Source organism: Intrasporangium sp., from assembly GCF_032907665.1.
GTDB lineage: Bacteria > Actinomycetota > Actinomycetes > Actinomycetales > Dermatophilaceae > Intrasporangium.
In genome coordinates, this window is the sequence record NZ_JAJJPG010000039.1 from 1 (window position 1) to 19,469 (window position 19,469).

The window sequence follows — 19,469 nt, forward strand, 5'->3', positions numbered from 1 at the left end:
TGTTCAAGGTCATCGAGAACGCCCGCATGTTCGTCGGCACCAAGGCCATCGCGACGCTCTCGACCGGCTATCTCAACGCGCTCGAGTACGCCAAGGAGCGCGTTCAGGGCGCCGACCTCACCCAGATGACCGACAAGGCGGCGCCGCGCGTGACCATCACGCACCACCCGGACGTCCGTCGCTCGCTCATGCTCCAGAAGGCCTATGCCGAGGGGCTGCGCGCACTCGTCATCTACACCGCAACGCAGCAGGACCTCATCAGCGAGGCCCAGGGCGGCAACCCGGCAGCCAAGCTCGAGAAGGGCTCGGAGGCCGACCTCGCCGACCGCGTCAACGACCTGCTCCTGCCCATTGTCAAGGGCCTCGGCTCCGAGCGGGCCTGGGTACTCCTCGGCACCGAGTCCCTCCAGACGTTCGGCGGGTCGGGCTTCCTCCAGGACTACCCGGTCGAGCAGTACGTCCGCGACGCCAAGATCGACACCCTCTACGAGGGCACGACGGCGATCCAGGGTCTCGACTTCTTCTTCCGCAAGATCGTCCGCGACAAGGGCCAGGCCCTGCAGCACGTCGCCGGGCAGATCCAGGAGTTCGCCAAGGACCTCGGCGGCTCGCTCGACACCGAGCGTGAGCTGCTCGGCAAGGGCCTCGAGGACGTCCAGGGCATGGTCGGCCACATGATCAACGACCTGATGAAGAGCGACCCGCGCATGGGGGGCGAGACGGCCAACCTCTACAAGGTCGGCCAGAACACCTCTCGACTGCTCCTCGCGGCCGGCGACCTCATCGTCGGTTGGCTCCTGCTCCGCCAGGCCGAGGTCGCGAAGGCTGCCCTCGACGGCGGCGCGTCGGGCAAGGACGCGGACTTCTACCGAGGCAAGGTCGCGGCAGCGTCGTTCTACGCCAAGAACGTCCTGCCGAGGCTCGCCGCGGAGCGCGCCATCACCGAGGCCACCGACAACGACCTCATGGACGTCCCCGAGGCTGCGTTCTGACGCGGCCCTGAGCCGCCCAGTCCCGCTGGGCCGCCCGCCCGGTACGGTGAGGTCCACTCCTGCAGCTGCAGGGGTGGACCTCACCTCTTCCCGCTGGGGGTGGGGTGGGGAGCGGCGCGAGCGAGCGGGCGTCGCGACCCGCCCAGCGGCATACGGCCGGAAAACTCGGTGGCACGGTCGATGCGCGGGTCCCTACCGTCTTTCCCATGGGGACAACAGTTCGCACGAGGACGACCTTGCTGGACGTCCATGATGACGACCAGACGCGCCGGGCCCACGAGGCCGTGGTCGCGAGCCGGGTCTTCGGCCGACCCTGGTTCGAACCGACGTCGTACCACGAGGCCCTCCTCGACTGGCGTCACGAGGACAAGGCCGAGCCCAAGGAGATCTGGGTCGCGCAGGACGGTGCGGACGTCGCCGGGGTCGCGACCCTCTACCTGCCGATGGAGGACAACACCTGGCTGGCCTGGTTCGACCTCCACGTCCACCCCGAGCATCGGCGGCGCGGCCACGGCTCCGCGTTGATGGACCGGCTGGTCGAGCGCGCCCGATCCGCCGGCCGCAGCTCCCTGCTCACCGACTTCATGGTCCCCGTCGACGACCCGGCCCACGGGTACCGCCGGTTCGTCGAGCGGCACGGTTTCGAACTGAGCTACACCGAGGTCGTCCGCCACCTCAACCTGCCCGTCGCGGACGACCACCTCGATGGTCTCGACGCGCAGTCCCGGCCGAGGTGGGCGGGTCACTACCGGCTGGAGACCCACGTCAATGGCGTCCCGGCGCCCTTGCGCCCGTCCCTCTGCGACGTCATGAACCAGCTCGGAGTCGACGCGCCCACGGGCGACATCGAGTTCGAGCCCGAGTCGCTCAACCCGACGCGTTACGCGGAGTACCTCGGCCTCGAGCGGGACATGGGGCGCACTCGCCTCACGACTGTCGCGGTCAGTGAGCGCGGTGAGGTCGTCGCCTACACCGACCTCGTCCTGCCCCACGGAGCACCCTCGACGGTGTGGCAGTACGGCACGTATGTCCACCGTGAGCACCGGGGACGCCGGCTCGGGATGGCAGTCAAGGTGGAGAACCTCCGCCGGCTCCAGGCCGACTTCCCCGAGCGCAAGCTGATCACCACGGGCAACGACGGCACCAACTCGTGGATGGTCAGCATCAACGAGGACCTCGGCTTCCGGGTCGTCGAGCTCTGCCCGGCCTACCAGCGCAAGCTCGGCTGATCACGTCGCGTCCGGCTGGTGGCTGGCCGGACGCGACTCGCGCACGCCGGACGCGACACCGCGGACGGCCAGGCGGGACACTCCGCTGGCCGTGCTCGCGAAGAGGAGCCCGATGCCGACTGCGAGCACCGCGAAGCCGACGAGCGGCGTGACATCGCCCACGAGGAAGAACACGGCCCGGTTGCCGAGCACGTCGACCCCGACGATCGACACGATGAGGATCCCAAGGAAGATCAGCGCCGCGGAGACCGCAGCCAGCACGTCGACCCGCCGCGGGAGACCCACCGGGACACTCGTTGCCGTGCGCGGCCCTCGGTCGAACCGGACGAAGAGCACCACGACGGCCGCCGTGACCACCACGAGCACGGCGAAGAGCAGGGGACGCGTCAGCCACCACGCCCACGACGCCACGGCCGGCTGCTCGACGCCGAGCGCCCGCAGCCCGAGCAGGACGACCATGAGAGCGGTGAGGTGCCAGAGGAACGCCGTCATCGCGAAGGGGCCGGCCTGCACGACGGCGAGCCATGCCCGCGGTCGCGACAGCACCCGGTTCATCACCGGCCGGGCGATGACCGCCAGTCCGCAGATGCCCAGACCCTGGGCCAGCAACGCGACCGTCGGCGGCGCCATGTTGGAGATCGCCTCGCCCGGCAGCCCGACCATGGACGTCGGGTAGGGCCCGACGGTGATGGCCACCAGCATCACCCCATACCCGCCGACGAGGAGCAGCCACCCCACCCGCCGCGTCAGCCAGCCATCGCGCCAGAGGAAGCCGAGCTGGTGGAACACGAGCCAGACGACGATGAAGTTGAGGTTGCCGACGAACTGCGCCGCCGTGAACCGCACCACGTCGGTGAGGAGAGCGAACCCGACCAGGAGCCCAGCGGCATACGGCCCCCATTGCTCGTGCAGCCTGCGCATGAGCGGCGCGAACGCGCAGGCACCGAGGTAGATCCCGACGAACCACAGCAGCTGCGGCACCGCAACCAGCGCATCACGCGCGAAGCGGCCCTCACTGCCCGGCCGGGAGGTGAGCCCCGTGAGGTGCGCGATGGCGCCGAGGCCCACCCACACTGCGAGGAAGGCGATCGACGGGCGAAGCAGCCGCACCGCGCGCGCCCGGAAGAACGCTGCGTAGCGGCCCGGCACCCCCGGCGGCACCCGTCGGTCCAGCGAGTCGAGGGCATACGAGTGGGCGACACCGCCGACAAGGAAGAACAGCGGCATGACCTGGAGCAGCCAGGTCAGCGGCTGGAGGCTCGGGACGATCACGAGCGCGTTGGTGATCTCACCGTCTGCGCTGAGGCCGATCATCAGCCAGTGGCCGAGGACGACGACGAGCAGCGAGCCGGCCCGGAGTGCATCGACCCAGCGGTCGCGGCTCGCCGGCGTCGCCGCGGCAGCTCGGGCAGCCCGGCCGGCACGGCCGCCACGGCCAGCGGCAGAACCACCAAGGCCTTTCGTCGGGCGAGTCGTCACACCCCCATCGAACTACGAAGGCGGGTCGAGCGCGCGGGATTGCGCACTCAACCCGCCCTCGGTGAGCGGCGGGAGATCAGTACCTCTCGTCACCTCTCGTCGCGACGGTCGACCACCTCGTCGCGACGGTCGACGACCTCTTCCCGGCGCTCGACGACGGGGCGGCGCTCGACGACCTCCGGCTCGCCACGGTGCTCGGTGACCGTCGTACGCCGAGTGCGCTGGGCGTTCTGGATGATGCCCATGATGAGGGCGAGGGCGCCACCGACCATGAGGATGATGCCGACGGTGTCGAGGTCTGTGTTGAGGATGCTCTCATCGAGCCCAGTGAACGTCATGATCGCCCCGAGAACCAGCAAAGTGACTCCGAGTCCGATGCCCATGTCGTCTCCTTCTCCGTGGCGGGCCACGCGCCCGCCTCGGTCCACACTTACCCGCGACGACCCAGGATCACACCCACGAGTCCGGCAATCAGGGCGACTGCGAGCATGCCGACCGCCACCCAGAGGGTCAGACGAGCCTCGGCCATGAGGCTGTCCTCCGCGAGGTGGTACGCGGAGGTGATGACGGCCGAGCCGATCGGGTCGGGGACGACGCCCTCCGCTGCGTTGCGCCCGAGCACGAGTGCGCCCGCGAACGCCGCGGCCGCGATGATGCCACCGAAGCCGAGCAGAGCGAGGGCCCGGACGCGGCGCCGAGCGAGGAGGAAGGAGATCCCGGCCAGGCCCACGACGATCCACGGCGCGGAGGAACCGGCCACGGACCCGATGGCGTACGTCCGGCGTGCTGTCGCGAGGTCCTCGGCGGAGAAGAGCGGGATCGGTACCTGCGGAGAGAGGTCGACGCGGCCCGTGAGGCCGTAGCGGTCGAGGAGCGGTTGCGCGCCGCTGAGCTCGATGGTCAGCGGCATGACGACGCGGCCGGTCGCATCGACGCTCACCGGCCGCTCACCCTCCATGACGGCCACGAACTCCCGGTGGGCGCCGCGCAGAGCAGTCGCCCAGGCGCGCTCGACCTCGGGTCGCGCGAGGACGGTGCCGACGAGCTCACGCAACGGCGGTTCGAGCTGCTGGGCCACCCGGTCCGGCAGCCCGAGCTGGCCCTGGACGGCGTCGATGACCCGGTCCGTCAGGGCGTCGCGGACCTCCGGTGATGAGGCAACCGGCCGCATCTTGGTGACGAACTGTTCGGTGTCGGTGCCCACCGAGGACACCCAGCCGACGAGGAGCGCCACGGGCAGGAGCACGACGGCGAGCAGTCCCGCGATCCCGGAGACGAGGGAGCGCACCGTCAGGCTCCTCTCAGGTCGAGGGTGAGGGTGGCGGGACCTCCGTCGACAATGGTGAGGGGGAGGCCCCAGTCCTGCTGGAAGAGATGGCAGGCAGCGTGCTCGGGCACCTCCCCCGTCTCGGGATCGCCGTCACAGGCAGCGGCCTGAACCGACACGTGGAGCGTGCCAGACCGTATGCCGCTCGCCAGGGTGATCCTGCGACGCAGTCCCCGAGCCCTGCCGCCTCCGTCGAGCAGGAGCCCCTCCGGCGAGGCCGACACGTCGAGCATCGTGGGGTCACCCCACCTGTCGTCGAGCTTCTGGCCCGGTGGCGGCGCGAAGGCGACCTCGAGCTGGACCTCGCCGGGCGCGAGCTCGGTGGCAGGGCGCTGGGTGTGGCGGGCCGGACCGTCCACTCGCTGGGCCTCCGCAGGGAGCGCGACCCGGGTGAGGCGGTGCGCGGCGGACTCGACGACGACGAGGCGGACCTCCCCGGTCTCGGCGTCGCGCTCGACGACGGCGTCGCTCGGCTCGGCCAGGTCGCGGGCGAGCGTGGTGACGTCCCCGGTGACCGGGTCGTAGCGCCGGATCGCCCCGTTGTAGGTGTCGCTGACGGCGACGGAACCGTCGGGCAGCTCCGTGACCCCGAGCGGGTGCTGCAGGAGGGCCTGGTGGACCGGGCCGTCGCGGTGGCCGAAGTCGAACAGGCCAGTGCCGACGTGGGTCTCGACGACGACAGTTCCGTCACTTCCGGGTCCCGCTGCGCTGCGGGTGACCGAGCGGAGGGCGGAGGTCTCCGAGTCCGCGATCCACAGGCGCGTGCCGTCGGCCGAGGCAGACAGGCCTGATGGTTGCGCCAGCCAGGCCTGTCGAGCCTCACCGTCGCGCAACCCCTCGTTGGTCGTCCCGGCGACGACCTCGACGGTGCCCGCCTCGAGGGTGTCCCCCGGCGTCCAGGCCCACAGCTGGTGCGTCCCGGCCATGGCGATGATGAGCCGGTCGTCCCACCACGCAAGGTCCCACGGCGTCGACAGGTCCTGGGTGAGCGCCGGACCTCCGCCGGACCGCTCGCGCAGCTGCCGCCCCGTGCCGGCGACGGTGTGGATGGTGTTGTCCGAGAACCTGATGCCCTTGACCTGGTGGTTCACCGAGTCGGCGACGAGCAGGTCCAGACCGAGAGCGCCGCGGACGCTGGGCGGGGCGAGCAGAACCCCTTGGGGCTCGTTGAAGCCGGCCCGGCCTCCCCACCGTGCCCGCTCGGTCTCGAGATCTGCCTCGACGTGCACGACGTGGTGGTTCGCGGTGTCCGAGACGATGAACGACCCGTCATCGAGAGCGATGACCTTGCCCGGGAAACGAAGGGCGGTGTCCGGGTCGGGCGGTGGCACGTAGGGGCCCGGACCCGGCTGGAGGGTGCCTTTCGCTGCGTGTTCGTCGATGAGCTCGCCGACCAGCGCAGCGAGCCCGGGACCGTGGCCCTCACCCGACATCGACGCCACGACATAGCCCTCGGGGTCGATGACGACGAGGGTGGGCCACGCGCGTGCGGCATACGCGCGCCACGTGACCAGCTCCGGGTCGTCGAGGACGGGGTGGTGGACGCCGTAACGCTCGACGGCGGCCGCCAGGGCGTCGGGATCAGCCTCGTGCTCGAACTTCGGCGAGTGCACCCCAACGATGGTCAGCGCATCCGGGTACTGCTGCTCGACCTCGCGCAGCTCGTCGAGGACGTGCAGACAGTTCACACAGCAGAACGTCCAGAAGTCGAGGACGAGGACGCGACCGCGGAGGTCAGCACGCGACAGGGTCCGTCCGCCCGTGCCGAGCCACCCACGACCGACGAGCTCGGGGGCCCGGACCCTGACCCTGGCCCGGGCGGACGCCTCCGCCGTCACCGCAGTCGCCGATCGGCCAGCACCGGAAAGGCCTGGCGCCACTGGTGAGTGGCACCCGTGTCGAACTCGACGCTGAGGACCTCCTCGTGATGGCCGGCCGTCGCGAGCACGGTGCCCGTCGCATCGACGACCTGGGAGTGCCCGCCCATCTCGTGACCGGCATGGGTGCCGGCGGTGTTGCACTGGATGACGACGCACTGGTTCTCGATGGCGCGCGCCTGGCCGAGGAGCGTCCAGTGTGCGACGCGCTTCGCCGGCCAGGCGGCGGGCACGACGAAGACCTCTGCCCCGCGGTCGAGCAGGGCCCGGTAGAGCTCGGGGAAGCGCAGGTCGTAGCACGTCGACAGGCCCACGGCGACCGAGCTCGCAGCGTCGGTGCGCCCGGTGGTGTCCGGCAGGGGCTCTTCGCCTTGGGAGGCGACCGGGGCAACGGGGACGTCGACGACGACGAGGTCGTCGCCCGCGTCCATGAGCGTCGGCTCCCCCTCGCCGAAACCGAACCGGTGGATCTTGCGGTACGTCGCGACGAGCTCGCCCTCGGGCGAGAAGACGAGGGACGTGTTCCACACCCCATGGCCGTCCGCGCTGGTGGGCTCGGCCCGCTCCACGATGCTCCCGCCGTGCAGGGTGACCCCGGCGTCCCGCGCGGCGGCAGCGAGCGACTGCGCGATCGGCCCGTCGATGGACTCGGCCCGGTCGTCCCAGGCGCGGTAGTCGAAACCGCCGGCCGGCCACAGCTCGGGCAGGACGACCAGGTCGTGTCCTGCCTGCGCGCGGACGAGGTCGACGACGCGGGCCGTGCGGTCGGTCACGGTCTCCCCGTCGCCGTAGGCGAGCTGGATGACGGCTACCTTCATGACCCAACTCTCACACACCGCGCGGGGTCGCGGTGGGCTGCCACGTCAGCTGGCGGCGGCCCGCCGGGACCGGCCCTCGCGGCGCTTGTCGGCGAGCTGGTCCCGCAGCTCGGGGTCCGACTGGACGAGGTAGACCAGGCCGCAGTCCTGCGGGCCGGTGGCTCCGGGGAAGCAGAGACTGCACGGATCCCCGATACGGATCGGACACTTCGGTGTCGGTTTCTCGGCCATCGCCACCTCCCGAACAATCCTACGTCTCGTAGTAGTTGAACGCGAAAATGGCGCTCCCTGACTCGAGTGGCCCCAAGATCCACAGGTCCGTATGCCGCTGGGCTCGCTCCCCGCCCCGCCCCTACTCGAGTGGCCCCGTCCTCCACAGGCACAGACCCGCGTGCGTGTGGAAACCGGGGCCACTCGAGTTGGGGGGTGGGCCTGGTCAGCGTTTGGGGCCACTCGACTCCGGGGTGGGGCCGGGGGGGTCGTGCCGGGCGAGACGCGCGAGGTGCTCGTTGTAGGCGGCGAGCTCGGCGTCGCCGTCGCGGTCGGCATGGCGGTCACGTCGCACGCCCTCGGCCTTGTCGGCACGGAACCACTGGGTGGCGACGAGCAGGGCGAGGAACAGGGCGGGAAGCTCTCCGATGGCCCAGGCGACCGCGCCCCCGTTGCGCTGGTCCGCGAGCGGGTCCTCGATCCACGCGAGGTCGATCGTCGTGAAGAAGTCCGGGGCGAGCAGCGTCGTGCCACTGATCATCGACACCCCGAAGAAGGCGTGGAAGGCAATCGTCGCGAAGAGGACGATGAGCCGCAGGGCCGGACTCCACTTCGGCGGCCCGGGGTCGGCGCCGACGAGGACCCACGCGAAGAGGTAGCCGGCGATGAGAAAGTGGGCCGTCATCACGAGGTGCCCCGTGTGGGTCGTCAGGGCGAGCTCGAAGAGGCCGGTCCAGTAGAAGACGACGAGGCTCATGAAGAAGAACGCCGCCGCGAAGATCGGGTTGCCCACCACCTTGAGGTAGGGCGAGTGGACGAGGCCGAGGAGGAGCTCACGCGGACCCAGGGTCCCGTCGGATCGGGAGCGCAGCGTCCGGAGGGCCAGAGTGACCGGCGCGCCGAGGACGAGCAGGATCGGCACGACCATCGCCTCGAGCATGTGCAGGGTCATGTGCCACGAGAAGGCCACTCGTCCGTAGATGCCGAGCACACCGTTCGTCGCCCAGATGAAGACGAGCCAGCCGAGCACCCAGTTGACCGTGCGGAGCACCGGCCAGCGGTCGCCGCGACGAGCGAGGCGGACGATGCCGGCGATGTAGAGGCCGATGGCGAGCAGCGCGACCCCGAGGAAGAGCCACTCGATCCGCCACGCGGTCACCCAGGACAGCGCCGTCGGCTCCGGCGGTGCGGGAAAGCCGGTCAGCGCGAGTGCCGGGCTCGGGTCGGTCACGGTCTCGGGCACCGGTGGCTCGGTCCGGGCGAGGGCGGTCGCGATGCCGAAGGTGAACCCCATGACCACGACCTCGCCAAGCGCGAGTCGAAGGAAGGCGCGACCCGGGCGCGACCCTGCGGCCTCGCGGTCCAGCGCCCTGATGGTCACCTTGCGGTGCCACCAGCCCGCGACGCCGAGCGCCGCCAGGGCCGCGACCTTGAGCAGCACGAGGATCCCGTAGGGCGTGGTGAGGTCCGAGGGGGTGGCGAACCGCGTCGACGCCGCCATGACGCCCGAGACACCCAGCGCCGTGAAGGCAACGAGGGCAACCGTGGAGTAGCGCCGGACGACCACGGGGAGGGCATCGCCGAGGCGGGTTCTCAGCACGATGAGGGCGAGCAGGCCTCCGGTCCAGAGAGTGGCTCCGAGCAGGTGGACGGCCAGCGCGTTGACGGCCGTCTCGTGGTCGGCCGACCCCCCTGCGTGGCCGGCCAGGCCGAGCACGGCGATGCCGAAGAGCGCCACGACCGTGAGGGCCACTCCGGTCGAGCGCGCCCGGGCGAGGGACGCGCCGGAGGCGACCACGAAGGCCGCCATCGCCGAGATGAGCCCCACCCGAAGGGTGTCGATCACCCACACCGAGTTGACCAGCTCCGACGCGAAGGCCGGGTGGTCGAGCGGCAGTCCCGAAGCGTCGGCGAAGGTGAAGATGACGCCGACGACGCCGGCGCTCGCCCAGACGAAGCCAGCCGCTGTGGCGATTCGGTACGCGCCTGCCCGGCGCGGCTCGTCGAGGCCCGACGAGGCCTTCCGGGTCTTGCCGGGGATCATCGTCGCCGCGAGCAGGAGGGCCCCTACCGTGAGCGCGGCGGAGACGTCGTGGACCACCCGCACGAGCGGAAGCGACCACCGAACGACCGGTCCGGCATCGGACAGGCCGCTGGGCAGGGGCGCAGCTGCGCCGCTGAAGGCGGCGGCCAGCACACTGGCGCCGAGCCCGGCGACGAGGACGACGGTCACCGCCCACGGTGCCGCAGATCGAACAGCTGCGGCGTGATGGACAGGCGAGGGCATGTCCCAAGCCTAAGTAGTCTGGGGGCATGCCTCAGCACCCGGCCGCCCCAGACGACCAAGGCGGCCTGCTCGACGCCTTCGACCAGGTGGTCCAGGCGATCGTCGACCTGGGTTGGGCTTGCCGGGAGGAGGACTTCGACAAGCCGACTGAGTGCCCGGGGTGGACCGTGAAGGACCATGTCGTCAGGGTCGTCGCCTCAGAGAAGGCGTTCGCGGCGCTTCCACGCGAGCCGATGGGACCGGCGAGGCAGGCCGAGGTCCGCAACCAGTTCGAGCGGCTCGTCGACGTCGAGGTCGCTGCGCGTCGCCAGTGGACCGGTCGCAGCGTCATCTCCGAGCTGGCGGACTTCCACCAGCACCGGATGTCGCAGCTGCGGAGTCTCGAGGTGCACCTCGACACCGAGATCGCGGGCTTCTTCGGCTCACGGACCACCTTCGGCGACCAGCTCCGGGCGCAGATCACCGAGACGTGGGTCCACGAGCAGGACATCCGGACCGCCCTCGACCGGCCCGGGGACCTGGATTCGCCTGCCGCAGCAGTCCTCACGTCGGTCATCATCGACGCCATCCCAGCCATCGCGGCCGGTGAGGCCGGCATCGAGCCCGGTCACGCCGTGGTCCTCGACGTCACCGGCCCGGTCCTCGCCAGGGGCGGCGCCCGGGTCCTCGAGGACGAGCACGGGAACCGACGGGGCGAGGAGCTCTTCAGCGGGCAGGACCGTCCCGAGGGAGACGAGCCGTCTGACGTGACGACGGTGCAGCTGACGACGGAGGCACTGACCCGCCGCGCCGCCGGTCGTCGCACGACAGAAGAGATCCACCACACGATCACGGGCGACGCTGAGGCCGGGCGCCGGCTGCTCGACGCGCTCGAGGTCCTCTCGCCTGCGCCCCGGGCCTGAGTCGGCTCGCCTTGCCAAACCCGACGGGGACCACTTACGGTCTGGTCGTCGGTGAAGCCAGTGCCGCATCGCTTCGTCCCTGCCTGGAGCACTGTTGCCCGACCCGACGGGGCCACCCGGCACCCCCGCTGAACCTCGCACCGACGCCCGCACCCGTGAGCTGATCGCGACGTTCCTCACCTCTCCGAGCGCCCGCCAGCGCCGCTCCGCTCTCGACGAAGCCGCGCGTCTCCACATGCCGCTCGCGCGTGCCCTTGCTCGCCGCTATGCCGGACGGGGCCTCGAGCGCGAGGACCTCGAGCAGGTCGCCTTCCTCGCGCTGCTCAAGGCGGTGTACCGCTTCGACCTCGCACAGGACACCGAGTTCGGCGCCTTCGCGACGCCGACGATCACCGGCGAGCTGCGGCGGTACTTCCGGGACCACGGGTGGCTCGTGCGTCCGCCCCGCGAGCTCCAGGAGCGAAGGCACGCCGTCACCACGGCGCGGGCCCGGCTCCTCCAGATCCTGGGCCGGGAGCCCAGCGAGAACGAGCTCGGCGCCGAGCTGGGGCTCACGGTCCTGGAGGTCCGTGAGGCTCTCGTCGCCACGGAGAACCTCCGACCGGCCTCACTCGACGCCTCGTCGGCGGGCGGACCGCACCCGGAGTCGAGGCAGTGCGTGGAGTCACGCAGTCATGCGCCCGGCCTCACGGTCGAGGACGCCATCGTCGTCCGAGCGGCCCTCGACCGGCTCCCATCGAGGGAACGGGCCATGGTCGCCCTTCGCTTCGACGTGGGGCTGAGCCAGGTCGAGATCGCGAAGGCCTTCGGCATGAGCCCCATGCAGGTCAGCCGGGCGCTTCGGCGGACACTCGCGATGCTTCGGGACGAGCTCGAGTCAGGAGGCGTCCGGCCGACGTGACCTGCTCACGGCCGGGCCGGATCCCCCGGCGCAGCCCCGCCGAACTGGTCCTCCTGCCCCCGCACGACCTGCTCGGCAACGTGGGCGAGCTTCATGTTGAGCTCCTGCGACGTGCGCCGGAGCAGCTCGAAGGCCTCGTCCGCACCGATGTGGTGCGCCGCCATGAGCAGGCCCACGGCCTTGCCGATCTCTCGGTTGCTGCGCAGGCCGAGCCGGAGACTCTCCGCCTCCTCCCGGGCGCGGATCGCCATGAGCGCCACCGACGCGAAGGAGGCCACCACGGCCCCCTGGTCCGCGGCCCGCTTGGTCAGGACACCGGGCGCGTCGGCGAAGAGGTTGAGTGCCCCGACCTTGTCGCCGTCGAGGTAGAGGCGGTAGCCGATGGCGGAGCGGACCGGGGTCTCCGCGACGATGCGCTCGGTGAATCTCGGCCACGGGCTCGCCCCCGACGTGAGGTCGGGGTCGTGCTGGTAGCCCTCGTCGACGATGGCGTCGTAGCACGGTCCCTCCCGGACCTCGGTCTCGATCTCGTCCACCCGGCGAGCGATGTCGTCGGTGGCTGCGGCCGTGAAGAAGCGGTCCCGCTGCCGGAGCATGAGGGAGGCCCGCTCGCACCCGTCGATGAGTCGCGCGGCTGCGTCGACGATCGACTGGTGGATGGCGCGCTCGTCGGCACCGGCGTAGATGAGCCCGGAGAGCCGCACGAAGATCTCTCGCGTGGCGTCGTCGTGCGGCAGAGGGTGGGTCATGCGCGTCCTAGGATCGAGGCCGACCGCCACCAGGGCACTCAGCCATGGCTCACTGGCGCCATCCTTCCACGAACGGCGCGGCTGTGCGCCCCCGCTCCCTCGTGGCCGGGCACCCGGGACACGGGAGGTCGCGCGCCCGGCTCAGCGGCATACGGCAGCCGTATGCCGCTGAGCCGGCACCTGCCGCACGTGACCTCCCAGCCCCCCGGGTCTACCGAAGGTTGTGCATCTCCCGTCGGGAGAGGAAGGCACGAGTCCCGAGGGCCATGAGAAATGCCGCGCTCCCCGCGAGGATCGCGACCCAGTAGCCCTGGCGTTCGCCGACCCTGTCGACCACCGCGCCCGAGATGGCGGAACCGGTCGCGATCCCGATGATGAGGCCGGTGAGGACGATCGTCATGCCCTCGTTGATCTGGGCGCGCGGGACGATGCGCTCGATGAGGTTCATCGTCGTGATGAGCGTCGGGGCGGTCGCGACGCCGGCGAACACCATGACTCCGGCCAGGACCCAGAGGTTCCCGGCGAGGAGGACAGGTGCCTCGAGGACCATCATCCCGAAGGTGCCGACGATGAGCAGCTTGAGCAGGTTGCGCCCGTGTGAGACCTGACCGAAGACGAGGCCGGACACCGCGGACCCGGCCGCATACAGGGCGAGGATCGCGCCGGCGGCGTTGCGGTGTCCGGCGTCCTCGGCGACCGCCAGCGTGACGACCTCGTTGGTCCCGAAGATCGCCCCGGTCATCACCATGATGAAGGCCAGCGGGACGAGCCCCGGGGTCTGGAAGGCGTGTCCGCCCGGGCGTTCGTCATGCGGCACGACCGGGGGCTCGGTCGAGCGGGCCGACACGAAGATGAGCACCCCGACCGCGTAGCAGACCGTCGCGAAGAGGAAGCCGGCCTCCGGGAAGAGCGACGTCGACAGCCAGATCGCGAGGACGGGCCCGATGACGAACGTGACCTCCTCCATGACCTGCTCGAAGGACATCGCCGTGTGCAGGCCGCGTGGGTCGTGCGCGAAGATGTGCGACCACCGGGCGCGCGCCATGGTGCCGAGGTTCGGGATGACGGCGCTGAACGGGAAGGTCACGAAGAGGACCCAGGACGGCCATCCCCGCCACGACGCGATCATCGTCAGGCTGGCCCAGAATCCGGACCAGATGAAGAAGGGGATGGCGACGCGGCGCTGGCCGTAGCGGTCGACGAGCCGCCCGCTGATCGGTGCTGCCACCGCCAGGGCCACGAGGCCGGTCGCCATCACGGCGCCCGCGAGCTCGTAGGAGCCCCGGCGGGAGGCGACCATGGCGACGGTGGCCACGGCGAACATCGCTCCGGCCGACCGCGCCGTCATCCCCCCGATGATGAAGGTGCGGGCCCCCGGCACCTCGAAGAGAGGTCGGTAGGACGAGAGCACGAGCGATCCTGGAGGTCGGGTGGAGGGCCGGTCGGGGCGACGGATGGGTTGGCTGGATGGGTTGGCTGTCGGGGCCTGCTGCCCGCTGGCCGGAGCCATAGTGGCACGCCGGGGCGCGGGATGCCTCAGATGGTCGGGGCTGTCACACCGCGGCGTCGGCGGTGGCGGCACCCCCAGTGGGACCGTGCTTGCGCCGCAGCGACCACATCTGGGGGGAGCGCTCGAGCTCGACGGCGACGTCCCAGGCCACGCCACCGGGCGCAGTCTCGCGCCGGAAGCTGCGGACGAGGCGGCGGGCCAGCTCTGGATCCCCGGCGACGCGTGCGGCGATGGCGTGGGCCTCACGCTCGACGTCCGCGTCGTCGTGGGCAGCCCAGGCCAGTCCCAGGGCGACGGCGCGCTCCCCGTCGACCTCCTCGCCGAAGAGGCCCATCGCGGCAGCCGCCTCGCGGCCGGCCACCCGGTTGAGGAGGGTGAAGTGGCCACCGCCCGGGTGGATCCCGATCTGGGCGAAGCCGGGAAGCAACCGCGCCGTGCGGGAGACGATGCGCAGGTCGGTGGCGAGCGCCAGGTTGAGGCCGGCCCCGACGGCGGCGCCACGGACCGCTGCAATGGTCGGCACCCCCGCCTCGCCGATCGTCGTGAAGGCGCGGTACACGGTCTCGAGGTTGCGGTACGCAGTGTCCTCGACCGGGTCGCGCCCGGTGTCGGCGAGCACCGCGCGGACGGCCCCGGCGCAGAAGTGCGGACCACCCGTGACGACGATCGCCCCCACTGCGGCGTCGCCATCGGCGGAACGCGCCGCCTCGATGAGCTGCCGCGACATCTCGACCGAGAGGGCGTTGCGCCGCTCGGGGGCCGCGAGCGTGATGGTCGCGACTCCGTCGGCGACGGCGTAGGTGACTTCACTCATGGTCTCTCCTTCGTTGCGTGGATGGGCGCGGCGCCCCGTGCGACCCCCGTCGACTCCGGCCCACTCCCGGTCGGCTCCTGGTGGTCGGCGGGACCGTCAGCGTCGTCCGGTGAGGATGAGCGGCCAGAGCCGCTCTCGCCCGGCGGACGCGGCGAGCTCGGCGAGGGTCTCGTCCCATTCCTGGACCGAGCCGTACTCGCTGCGTCGGACGAGGATCGGTTTGGTGAGCACATGCAGCTCGTGCTCCAGCGTGGTCCCGATGGCGCCGAGCACCTGGTGGGCGCCGCGGACGACGACCGACGCGGCGTGGCCGACGCAGGACTTGGCGACGCCCACGGTGAAGAGCATGCCGGGGTCCTGCCAGCTCGAGGCGGCGGCGCGCGCCACTGCGGCGTCGGTGGCGGCCCGGGCCAGGGAGGACTCCGTCGCGATGTCGGCGACGAGGTGCTGGACCGCCTGGAACCGGCCGATGGGCCGGCCGAACTGCTCGCGCTCCCTGGCATGGGCGAGGACGAGCTCGAGGACGCGCTCCATCGCGCCGCAGACCTGGGCGGAGCGAGCCAGTGCGCCACGGATGTGGAACTGCTGGCCGACGGAGTCGTCCACGACCGGAGCCGACACCAGATCGGCGAGGTCGAACTGCACCGTCTCGCAGGGTTCCCCGGCGAAGTTGCGGCCCTCAGTGAGCTCGATCCGCTCGACCGGCACGTCGGCGACCCGCCACCTCTGGCCGTCCTCCCAGAGGGCCACGACAGCGGACGCGTCCCGGCCGTAGGTGACGTTCAGCGCCCGGCCCGAAGGGTCCGGGCGGCATACGGTCCGCAGTGCCCCGTCGTTGGGCAGGCCGGCCTCCTCGAGGAGCCACGCGCCCAGGACCCCGTGCTCGGCGAGCGGGACGGGCGCTCCTGCGGCGGCCGCGAGCCCGAGCAGGGCCGCGCCCTCGACCCAGGTGGCGCCGCTGCCACCGCTCTCCTCCGAGGCGGTGAGGCGGGTCAGGCCGAGCTCGTCCAGCTGCGCCCAGAGCCCGGCATCGAAGGTGACCTCTTCCGTGGGGGTGGGCCGCCTGGAGCGGTAGTCGTCGAAGAGGCCCTCCAGCATCGAGAGCAGGTCTGCGTCGGGCGTCGTCGAGTGCACGAGGAGAGCGTCGCTGCGGTCAGGCATCAGCGCATCCCCAGCCCTCGGGCAATGACGCCCCGCAGGATCTCGTTGGTGCCGCCCCTGAGCGTGAAGCCGGGACGCTGGAGGATCGCGGCGCGCAGCAGGGCGTAGAGCTCCTCGTCCTCGACCCATCCGCTCGCGGTGAGGAGGTCGACGTAGTCGACGATGTCGCCCTCGGTGGTCGTGCCGAGGACCTTCACGACCGCAGCGGCGGTGTCGGCGCGGGCCTCGGCCTCGAGCGCCGTCGAGACCGCCAGGGACATCTGGTGCAGGCCGGCGAGCCGGGCGACCTGGCGGCCGAGGCCGTGGTCCAGCGGCAGCCCCCCGTCCTCCATGGCCTGCGCGGCGGCGGCGAGCAGCTGGAACGTCGAGAGGAACCGCTCCGGGCCGCTGCGCTCGAAGCCCAGCTCGGAGGTGACCTGGCTCCAGCCGTCGCCGAGGTTGCCGAGGACCCGGTCGTCCGGGATGAACACCCCGTCGAGGTGGACCTCGTTGAAGTGGTGGTCGCCACCCATGGAGATGATCGGGCGGATGTCGACGCCCGGTGCACGCAGATCGACGATGAACTGGCTCAGCCCGGCATGACGGTGCGCGGGGTCGAGCGGCTCCGTTCGGGCGAGCGCGAAGAACGCGTCGGCCTCGTGCGCCCCCGACGTCCACACCTTGGTGCCCGTCAGCCGCCACCCGCCGTCGACCCGTTCACCTCGAGTGCGGACGCTGGCGAGGTCAGAGCCGGAGTCGGGCTCGCTCATCCCGATACCGAAGACGACCTCACCCCGGCTGATCCGGGGCAGGAACGCCTGCTTCTGCTCCTCCGTGCCGAACCGCAGCAGCGTCGGCCCGATCTGCCGCTCGGCGACCCAGTGCGCCGCCACCGGGGCACCGACGACGAGCAGCTCCTCCGTGACGACGAACCGCTCGAGGTGGGTCCGGCCCTGTCCGCCGTACCTCGTGGGGATGACCATGCCGAGCCAGCCGCGCCGGGCCAGCTCGCGGGTGAAGTCGCGGTCCCAGCGGGTCAGCCAGGTGTCCACGTGCGGGACGAAGCGCCCGGAGGCGATCTGTCCGTCGAGGAAGTCGCGCACCTCGAGCCGCAGCTCGGTCAGGGCCGCACCCTCTGCCACGACCGGAGGAACCAGCTGCCGACTCATGTCTCACTCCCTCGTGTGCGTCCGCTCGCCCTTCGGACGGCAGGCCCAGCGTGCCACGTCCGCGCCACTCCGGGCGGGCCGGGTCCACGGACGGCAGAGGGTGGGGTCGGCGCTCAGGCCCGCCGTCGAGGGTCGCGTGTCGTTCCGTCGTCAGGCGGTCGCTGGGTGGCGCGCGCCTGCGCCGATGGTCCGGGCACTGAGGGCGACGAGCAGCACGCCGACGACGAGCCAGGCACCGAGCACGACGAGGTGCGGGACGGCACCGGCCCCGTCGAAATAGGCCGAGCTGCGCAGCAGCTGACCGCCGGCACCCGGCGGCAGCCACGCGCCGATCGTGCGCCAGGGCTCCGCGAGGAACTCGGGAGCAGTCGCGAGACCGGACAGCGGGTTGCCGACGAGGAGGAACACGGCGGCTCCCAGGCCGAGGCCGGGGAGACCGGCGACGAGGAGCAGGCCGAGCAGGGGCGCTGACATCGCGGCGATGACGGCGGCCATGGCGGCGGCTTCGAGCAGCCAGTTGCCCTCGAACACGCCGTACCAGTGCAGCAGCCCGGCGAGGGCGGCACCGAGGACGACGGCGGCCGACAGCACGCCGGCGAGCTGCGCCCACGCTCCTCGCACGACGCGGTTCATGGCGAGGACCGGAGCGATGGCGCCGATGAAGAGAGGCAACAGAGCCGTTGCCAGCCCGGCACCTCGGCTGTCGTCGGGCGGTAGCGAGACAACCTCCGTGACCGGTACGGCCTGGCCCTGCTGCTGCCCGAGCTGAGCCGCCAGGGACGAGAGCCCTTGGGCGACAGCAGGGCTCGCAGCCGGCGCGGTGAGCATGGTGGGCCCGCTCGGCCCGACCGCGATACCGCCGTAGACCTCGCGGTCGCGGATGGCCTCCGCGAGACCGGCCTCATCGGGGAAGGCGCTCACGTCGAAGGCCTCGGACGCCTGGGCCGCCAGCGCTCCCGACAGTTGCTCGACAACGGGCGCCGGTCCAGCGACCCCGATGGGGACGCCGCGCGGCTCGCTGTTCACCGCCGGTAGCGCGAAGGCCGTGAGAACGAGACCGATGAGGATCGTGAGGGCGAGGATCACTCCTGCCGCCCCGCCGGGAGGGACGTGATCCACGCCGGCTCGCGCCGTGCCGCGCTCCGGACCCACCGGGGTGGCTGGGCTGGCAGGGCTGGCCGGGCTGGCAGGGGTGGGTGCGGCCTCAGCGGCTGAGGTGCCGTGGGTCCTTCCGGATGTCATGACGGGCTCCCTTCAACGGTTGTTGAAATCACACTTTAGAGCGATGTCCCCAAAGTTTCAACGCCTGATGAAACCCGGATAGGATAGGCCCATGTCCCGCCGCCCCGGCCCCCGCGCTGACCGGGCCGACGTGCGCGGTGACATCCTCGCCGCGGCCAGGGCACTCTTCGCCAGTCGCGGGTTCAAGGGCACGACGATGCGGGCGGTTGCGGACGGCGCCGGGGTCGACGTCGCCCTCGTGCCCTACTACTTCGGCAACAAGGACGGGCTCTTCGCGGCGTCCCTGGAGCTGCCCATCGACCCGCACGAGAAGATCGACGAGGTGTTCGCCCAGGGGCTCGACGGCATCGGGGAGCGGATCGTCCGGACCGTCGCCACCATCCTCGACGACCCGGTCGTCGGCCCGGCACTGCTCGGGCTGATGCGGTCTGCCATGACCGAGGGAGCGGCCCATGACGTCGTTCGGGACTTCATCGACAACGTCATCATCGAGGGCTACGCCCGTCACCTCGACCGACCCGATGCCCGTGAGCGCGCCGCCCTCGCCGCCACGCAGATCGTCGGTCTCGCCATGGGTCGCAGGGTGGTCGGGATCGAGCCCCTCGCGAGCATGAGTGTGGACGAGGTGGCCGCCCACGTCGGCCCGACGATCCAGCGCTATCTCACCGGCGACCTCGCGCCAGGCCCGACCCGCACGTCCTGAGCGATCGCGCGCCCCGCCCCCTCACCGCTGACGCAACACGCCCGGCAACGCGCAACCCCACCTGAAATATCAGCGAGGAGTTGCGCATTTCCGGGCGTGTTGCGGATCGCCGCGGGGCGG

General features: G+C 71.4%; 18 protein-coding genes. 5 read left to right on the forward strand and 13 right to left on the reverse strand.

What is annotated here, in order from left to right:
* Both LOY02_RS08100 and LOY02_RS08105 read left to right on the forward strand, forming a co-directional pair.
* Nucleotides 1-992: acyl-CoA dehydrogenase (locus LOY02_RS08100; protein ID WP_317181836.1), on the forward strand; the 992-nt coding region annotated here is incomplete at its 5' end.
* A 206-nt stretch (nt 993-1,198) separates the two neighbouring features.
* On the forward strand, nt 1,199-2,221 hold the full coding sequence (locus LOY02_RS08105) for a GNAT family N-acetyltransferase (protein WP_317181837.1): 1,023 nt from the start codon (nt 1,199-1,201) through the stop codon (nt 2,219-2,221).
* On the opposite strand, the gene LOY02_RS08110 is transcribed toward LOY02_RS08105, so the two are convergent.
* From LOY02_RS08110 to LOY02_RS08140, 7 genes are all read right to left on the reverse strand, one after another.
* On the reverse strand, nt 2,222-3,700 hold the full coding sequence (locus LOY02_RS08110; RefSeq protein WP_317181838.1) for an acyltransferase: 1,479 nt from the start codon (nt 3,698-3,700) through the stop codon (nt 2,222-2,224).
* Between the two features lie 89 nt (nt 3,701-3,789).
* The gene (locus LOY02_RS08115) at nt 3,790-4,083 is read right to left on the reverse strand and encodes a DUF6458 family protein (protein WP_317181839.1); all 294 of its coding nucleotides are present in this window, start codon (nt 4,081-4,083) and stop codon (nt 3,790-3,792) included.
* Between the two features lie 47 nt (nt 4,084-4,130).
* Nucleotides 4,131-4,988 carry a hypothetical protein gene (locus LOY02_RS08120; protein WP_317181840.1) on the reverse strand — a complete coding sequence of 286 codons (858 nt, stop codon included), beginning with the start codon at nt 4,986-4,988 and terminating at the stop codon, nt 4,131-4,133.
* A 2-nt stretch (nt 4,989-4,990) separates the two neighbouring features.
* A complete protein-coding gene (locus LOY02_RS08125; protein ID WP_317181841.1) occupies nt 4,991-6,865 on the reverse strand; it encodes an NHL domain-containing thioredoxin family protein in 1,875 nt (624 codons plus the stop codon).
* Nucleotides 6,862-7,722, reverse strand: a complete 861-nt coding sequence (locus LOY02_RS08130) for a carbon-nitrogen family hydrolase (protein WP_317181842.1) — start codon at nt 7,720-7,722, stop codon at nt 6,862-6,864. The genes LOY02_RS08125 and LOY02_RS08130 overlap by 4 nt, the downstream gene beginning before the upstream one ends.
* A 45-nt stretch (nt 7,723-7,767) precedes the next feature.
* Entirely contained in the window at nt 7,768-7,953 is a 186-nt protein-coding gene (locus tag LOY02_RS08135; RefSeq protein ID WP_317181843.1) for a DUF6767 domain-containing protein, read from the reverse strand.
* 205 nt (nt 7,954-8,158) lie between these two features.
* On the reverse strand, nt 8,159-10,219 hold the full coding sequence (locus tag LOY02_RS08140; protein ID WP_317181844.1) for a cytochrome c oxidase assembly protein: 2,061 nt from the start codon (nt 10,217-10,219) through the stop codon (nt 8,159-8,161).
* A gap of 26 nt (nt 10,220-10,245) precedes the next feature.
* Here LOY02_RS08140 and LOY02_RS08145 point away from each other — a divergent pair, with 26 nt between their 5' ends.
* Nucleotides 10,246-11,121, forward strand: coding sequence for a maleylpyruvate isomerase family mycothiol-dependent enzyme (locus LOY02_RS08145; RefSeq protein WP_317181845.1), 876 nt, complete (start codon nt 10,246-10,248; stop codon nt 11,119-11,121).
* 94 nt (nt 11,122-11,215) lie between these two features.
* Entirely contained in the window at nt 11,216-12,022 is an 807-nt protein-coding gene (locus tag LOY02_RS08150; protein WP_317181846.1) for a sigma-70 family RNA polymerase sigma factor, read from the forward strand.
* A gap of 5 nt (nt 12,023-12,027) precedes the next feature.
* On the opposite strand, the gene LOY02_RS08155 is transcribed toward LOY02_RS08150, so the two are convergent.
* The 6 genes from LOY02_RS08155 to LOY02_RS08180 form a co-directional block, all read right to left on the reverse strand.
* Complete coding sequence (locus LOY02_RS08155) at nt 12,028-12,771, reverse strand: GAF and ANTAR domain-containing protein (RefSeq protein WP_317181847.1); 744 nt, start codon at nt 12,769-12,771, stop codon at nt 12,028-12,030.
* 211 nt (nt 12,772-12,982) lie between these two features.
* Entirely contained in the window at nt 12,983-14,182 is a 1,200-nt protein-coding gene (locus tag LOY02_RS08160) for an MFS transporter (RefSeq protein ID WP_317181848.1), read from the reverse strand.
* Between the two features lie 142 nt (nt 14,183-14,324).
* On the reverse strand, nt 14,325-15,095 hold the full coding sequence (locus LOY02_RS08165; protein WP_317181849.1) for an enoyl-CoA hydratase-related protein: 771 nt from the start codon (nt 15,093-15,095) through the stop codon (nt 14,325-14,327).
* A 96-nt stretch (nt 15,096-15,191) separates the two neighbouring features.
* Entirely contained in the window at nt 15,192-16,256 is a 1,065-nt protein-coding gene (locus LOY02_RS08170) for an acyl-CoA dehydrogenase family protein (RefSeq protein ID WP_317181850.1), read from the reverse strand.
* Nucleotides 16,256-17,404 carry an acyl-CoA dehydrogenase family protein gene (locus LOY02_RS08175; protein ID WP_317181851.1) on the reverse strand — a complete coding sequence of 383 codons (1,149 nt, stop codon included), beginning with the start codon at nt 17,402-17,404 and terminating at the stop codon, nt 16,256-16,258. Before LOY02_RS08175 ends, LOY02_RS08170 begins: the two co-directional genes overlap by 1 nt.
* 150 nt (nt 17,405-17,554) lie before the next feature.
* Complete coding sequence (locus LOY02_RS08180) at nt 17,555-18,646, reverse strand: ABC transporter permease (protein ID WP_317181852.1); 1,092 nt, start codon at nt 18,644-18,646, stop codon at nt 17,555-17,557.
* Nucleotides 18,647-18,737: 91 nt separating this feature from the next.
* Between LOY02_RS08180 and LOY02_RS08185 the strand changes: the two genes are divergently transcribed.
* A complete protein-coding gene (locus tag LOY02_RS08185; RefSeq protein ID WP_317181853.1) occupies nt 18,738-19,349 on the forward strand; it encodes a TetR family transcriptional regulator in 612 nt (203 codons plus the stop codon).
* Nucleotides 19,350-19,469: the final 120 nt, after the last annotated feature.

Bases quoted from the DNA above. Each gene is read 5' to 3' on its own strand.
- LOY02_RS08180 (WP_317181852.1), bottom strand. From the start codon at position 18,646: ATGACATCCGGAAGGACCCACGGCACCTCAGCCGCTGAGGCCGCACCC.
- LOY02_RS08155 (WP_317181847.1), bottom strand. From the start codon at position 12,771: ATGACCCACCCTCTGCCGCACGACGACGCCACGCGAGAGATCTTCGTG.
- LOY02_RS08105 (WP_317181837.1), top strand. From the start codon at position 1,199: ATGGGGACAACAGTTCGCACGAGGACGACCTTGCTGGACGTCCATGAT.
- LOY02_RS08115 (WP_317181839.1), bottom strand. From the start codon at position 4,083: ATGGGCATCGGACTCGGAGTCACTTTGCTGGTTCTCGGGGCGATCATG.
- LOY02_RS08135 (WP_317181843.1), bottom strand. From the start codon at position 7,953: ATGGCCGAGAAACCGACACCGAAGTGTCCGATCCGTATCGGGGATCCG.
- LOY02_RS08130 (WP_317181842.1), bottom strand. From the start codon at position 7,722: ATGAAGGTAGCCGTCATCCAGCTCGCCTACGGCGACGGGGAGACCGTG.
- LOY02_RS08185 (WP_317181853.1), top strand. From the start codon at position 18,738: ATGTCCCGCCGCCCCGGCCCCCGCGCTGACCGGGCCGACGTGCGCGGT.
- LOY02_RS08145 (WP_317181845.1), top strand. From the start codon at position 10,246: ATGCCTCAGCACCCGGCCGCCCCAGACGACCAAGGCGGCCTGCTCGAC.
- LOY02_RS08165 (WP_317181849.1), bottom strand. From the start codon at position 15,095: ATGAGTGAAGTCACCTACGCCGTCGCCGACGGAGTCGCGACCATCACG.
- LOY02_RS08170 (WP_317181850.1), bottom strand. From the start codon at position 16,256: ATGCCTGACCGCAGCGACGCTCTCCTCGTGCACTCGACGACGCCCGAC.
- LOY02_RS08140 (WP_317181844.1), bottom strand. From the start codon at position 10,219: ATGCCCTCGCCTGTCCATCACGCCGCAGCTGTTCGATCTGCGGCACCG.
- LOY02_RS08175 (WP_317181851.1), bottom strand. From the start codon at position 17,404: ATGAGTCGGCAGCTGGTTCCTCCGGTCGTGGCAGAGGGTGCGGCCCTG.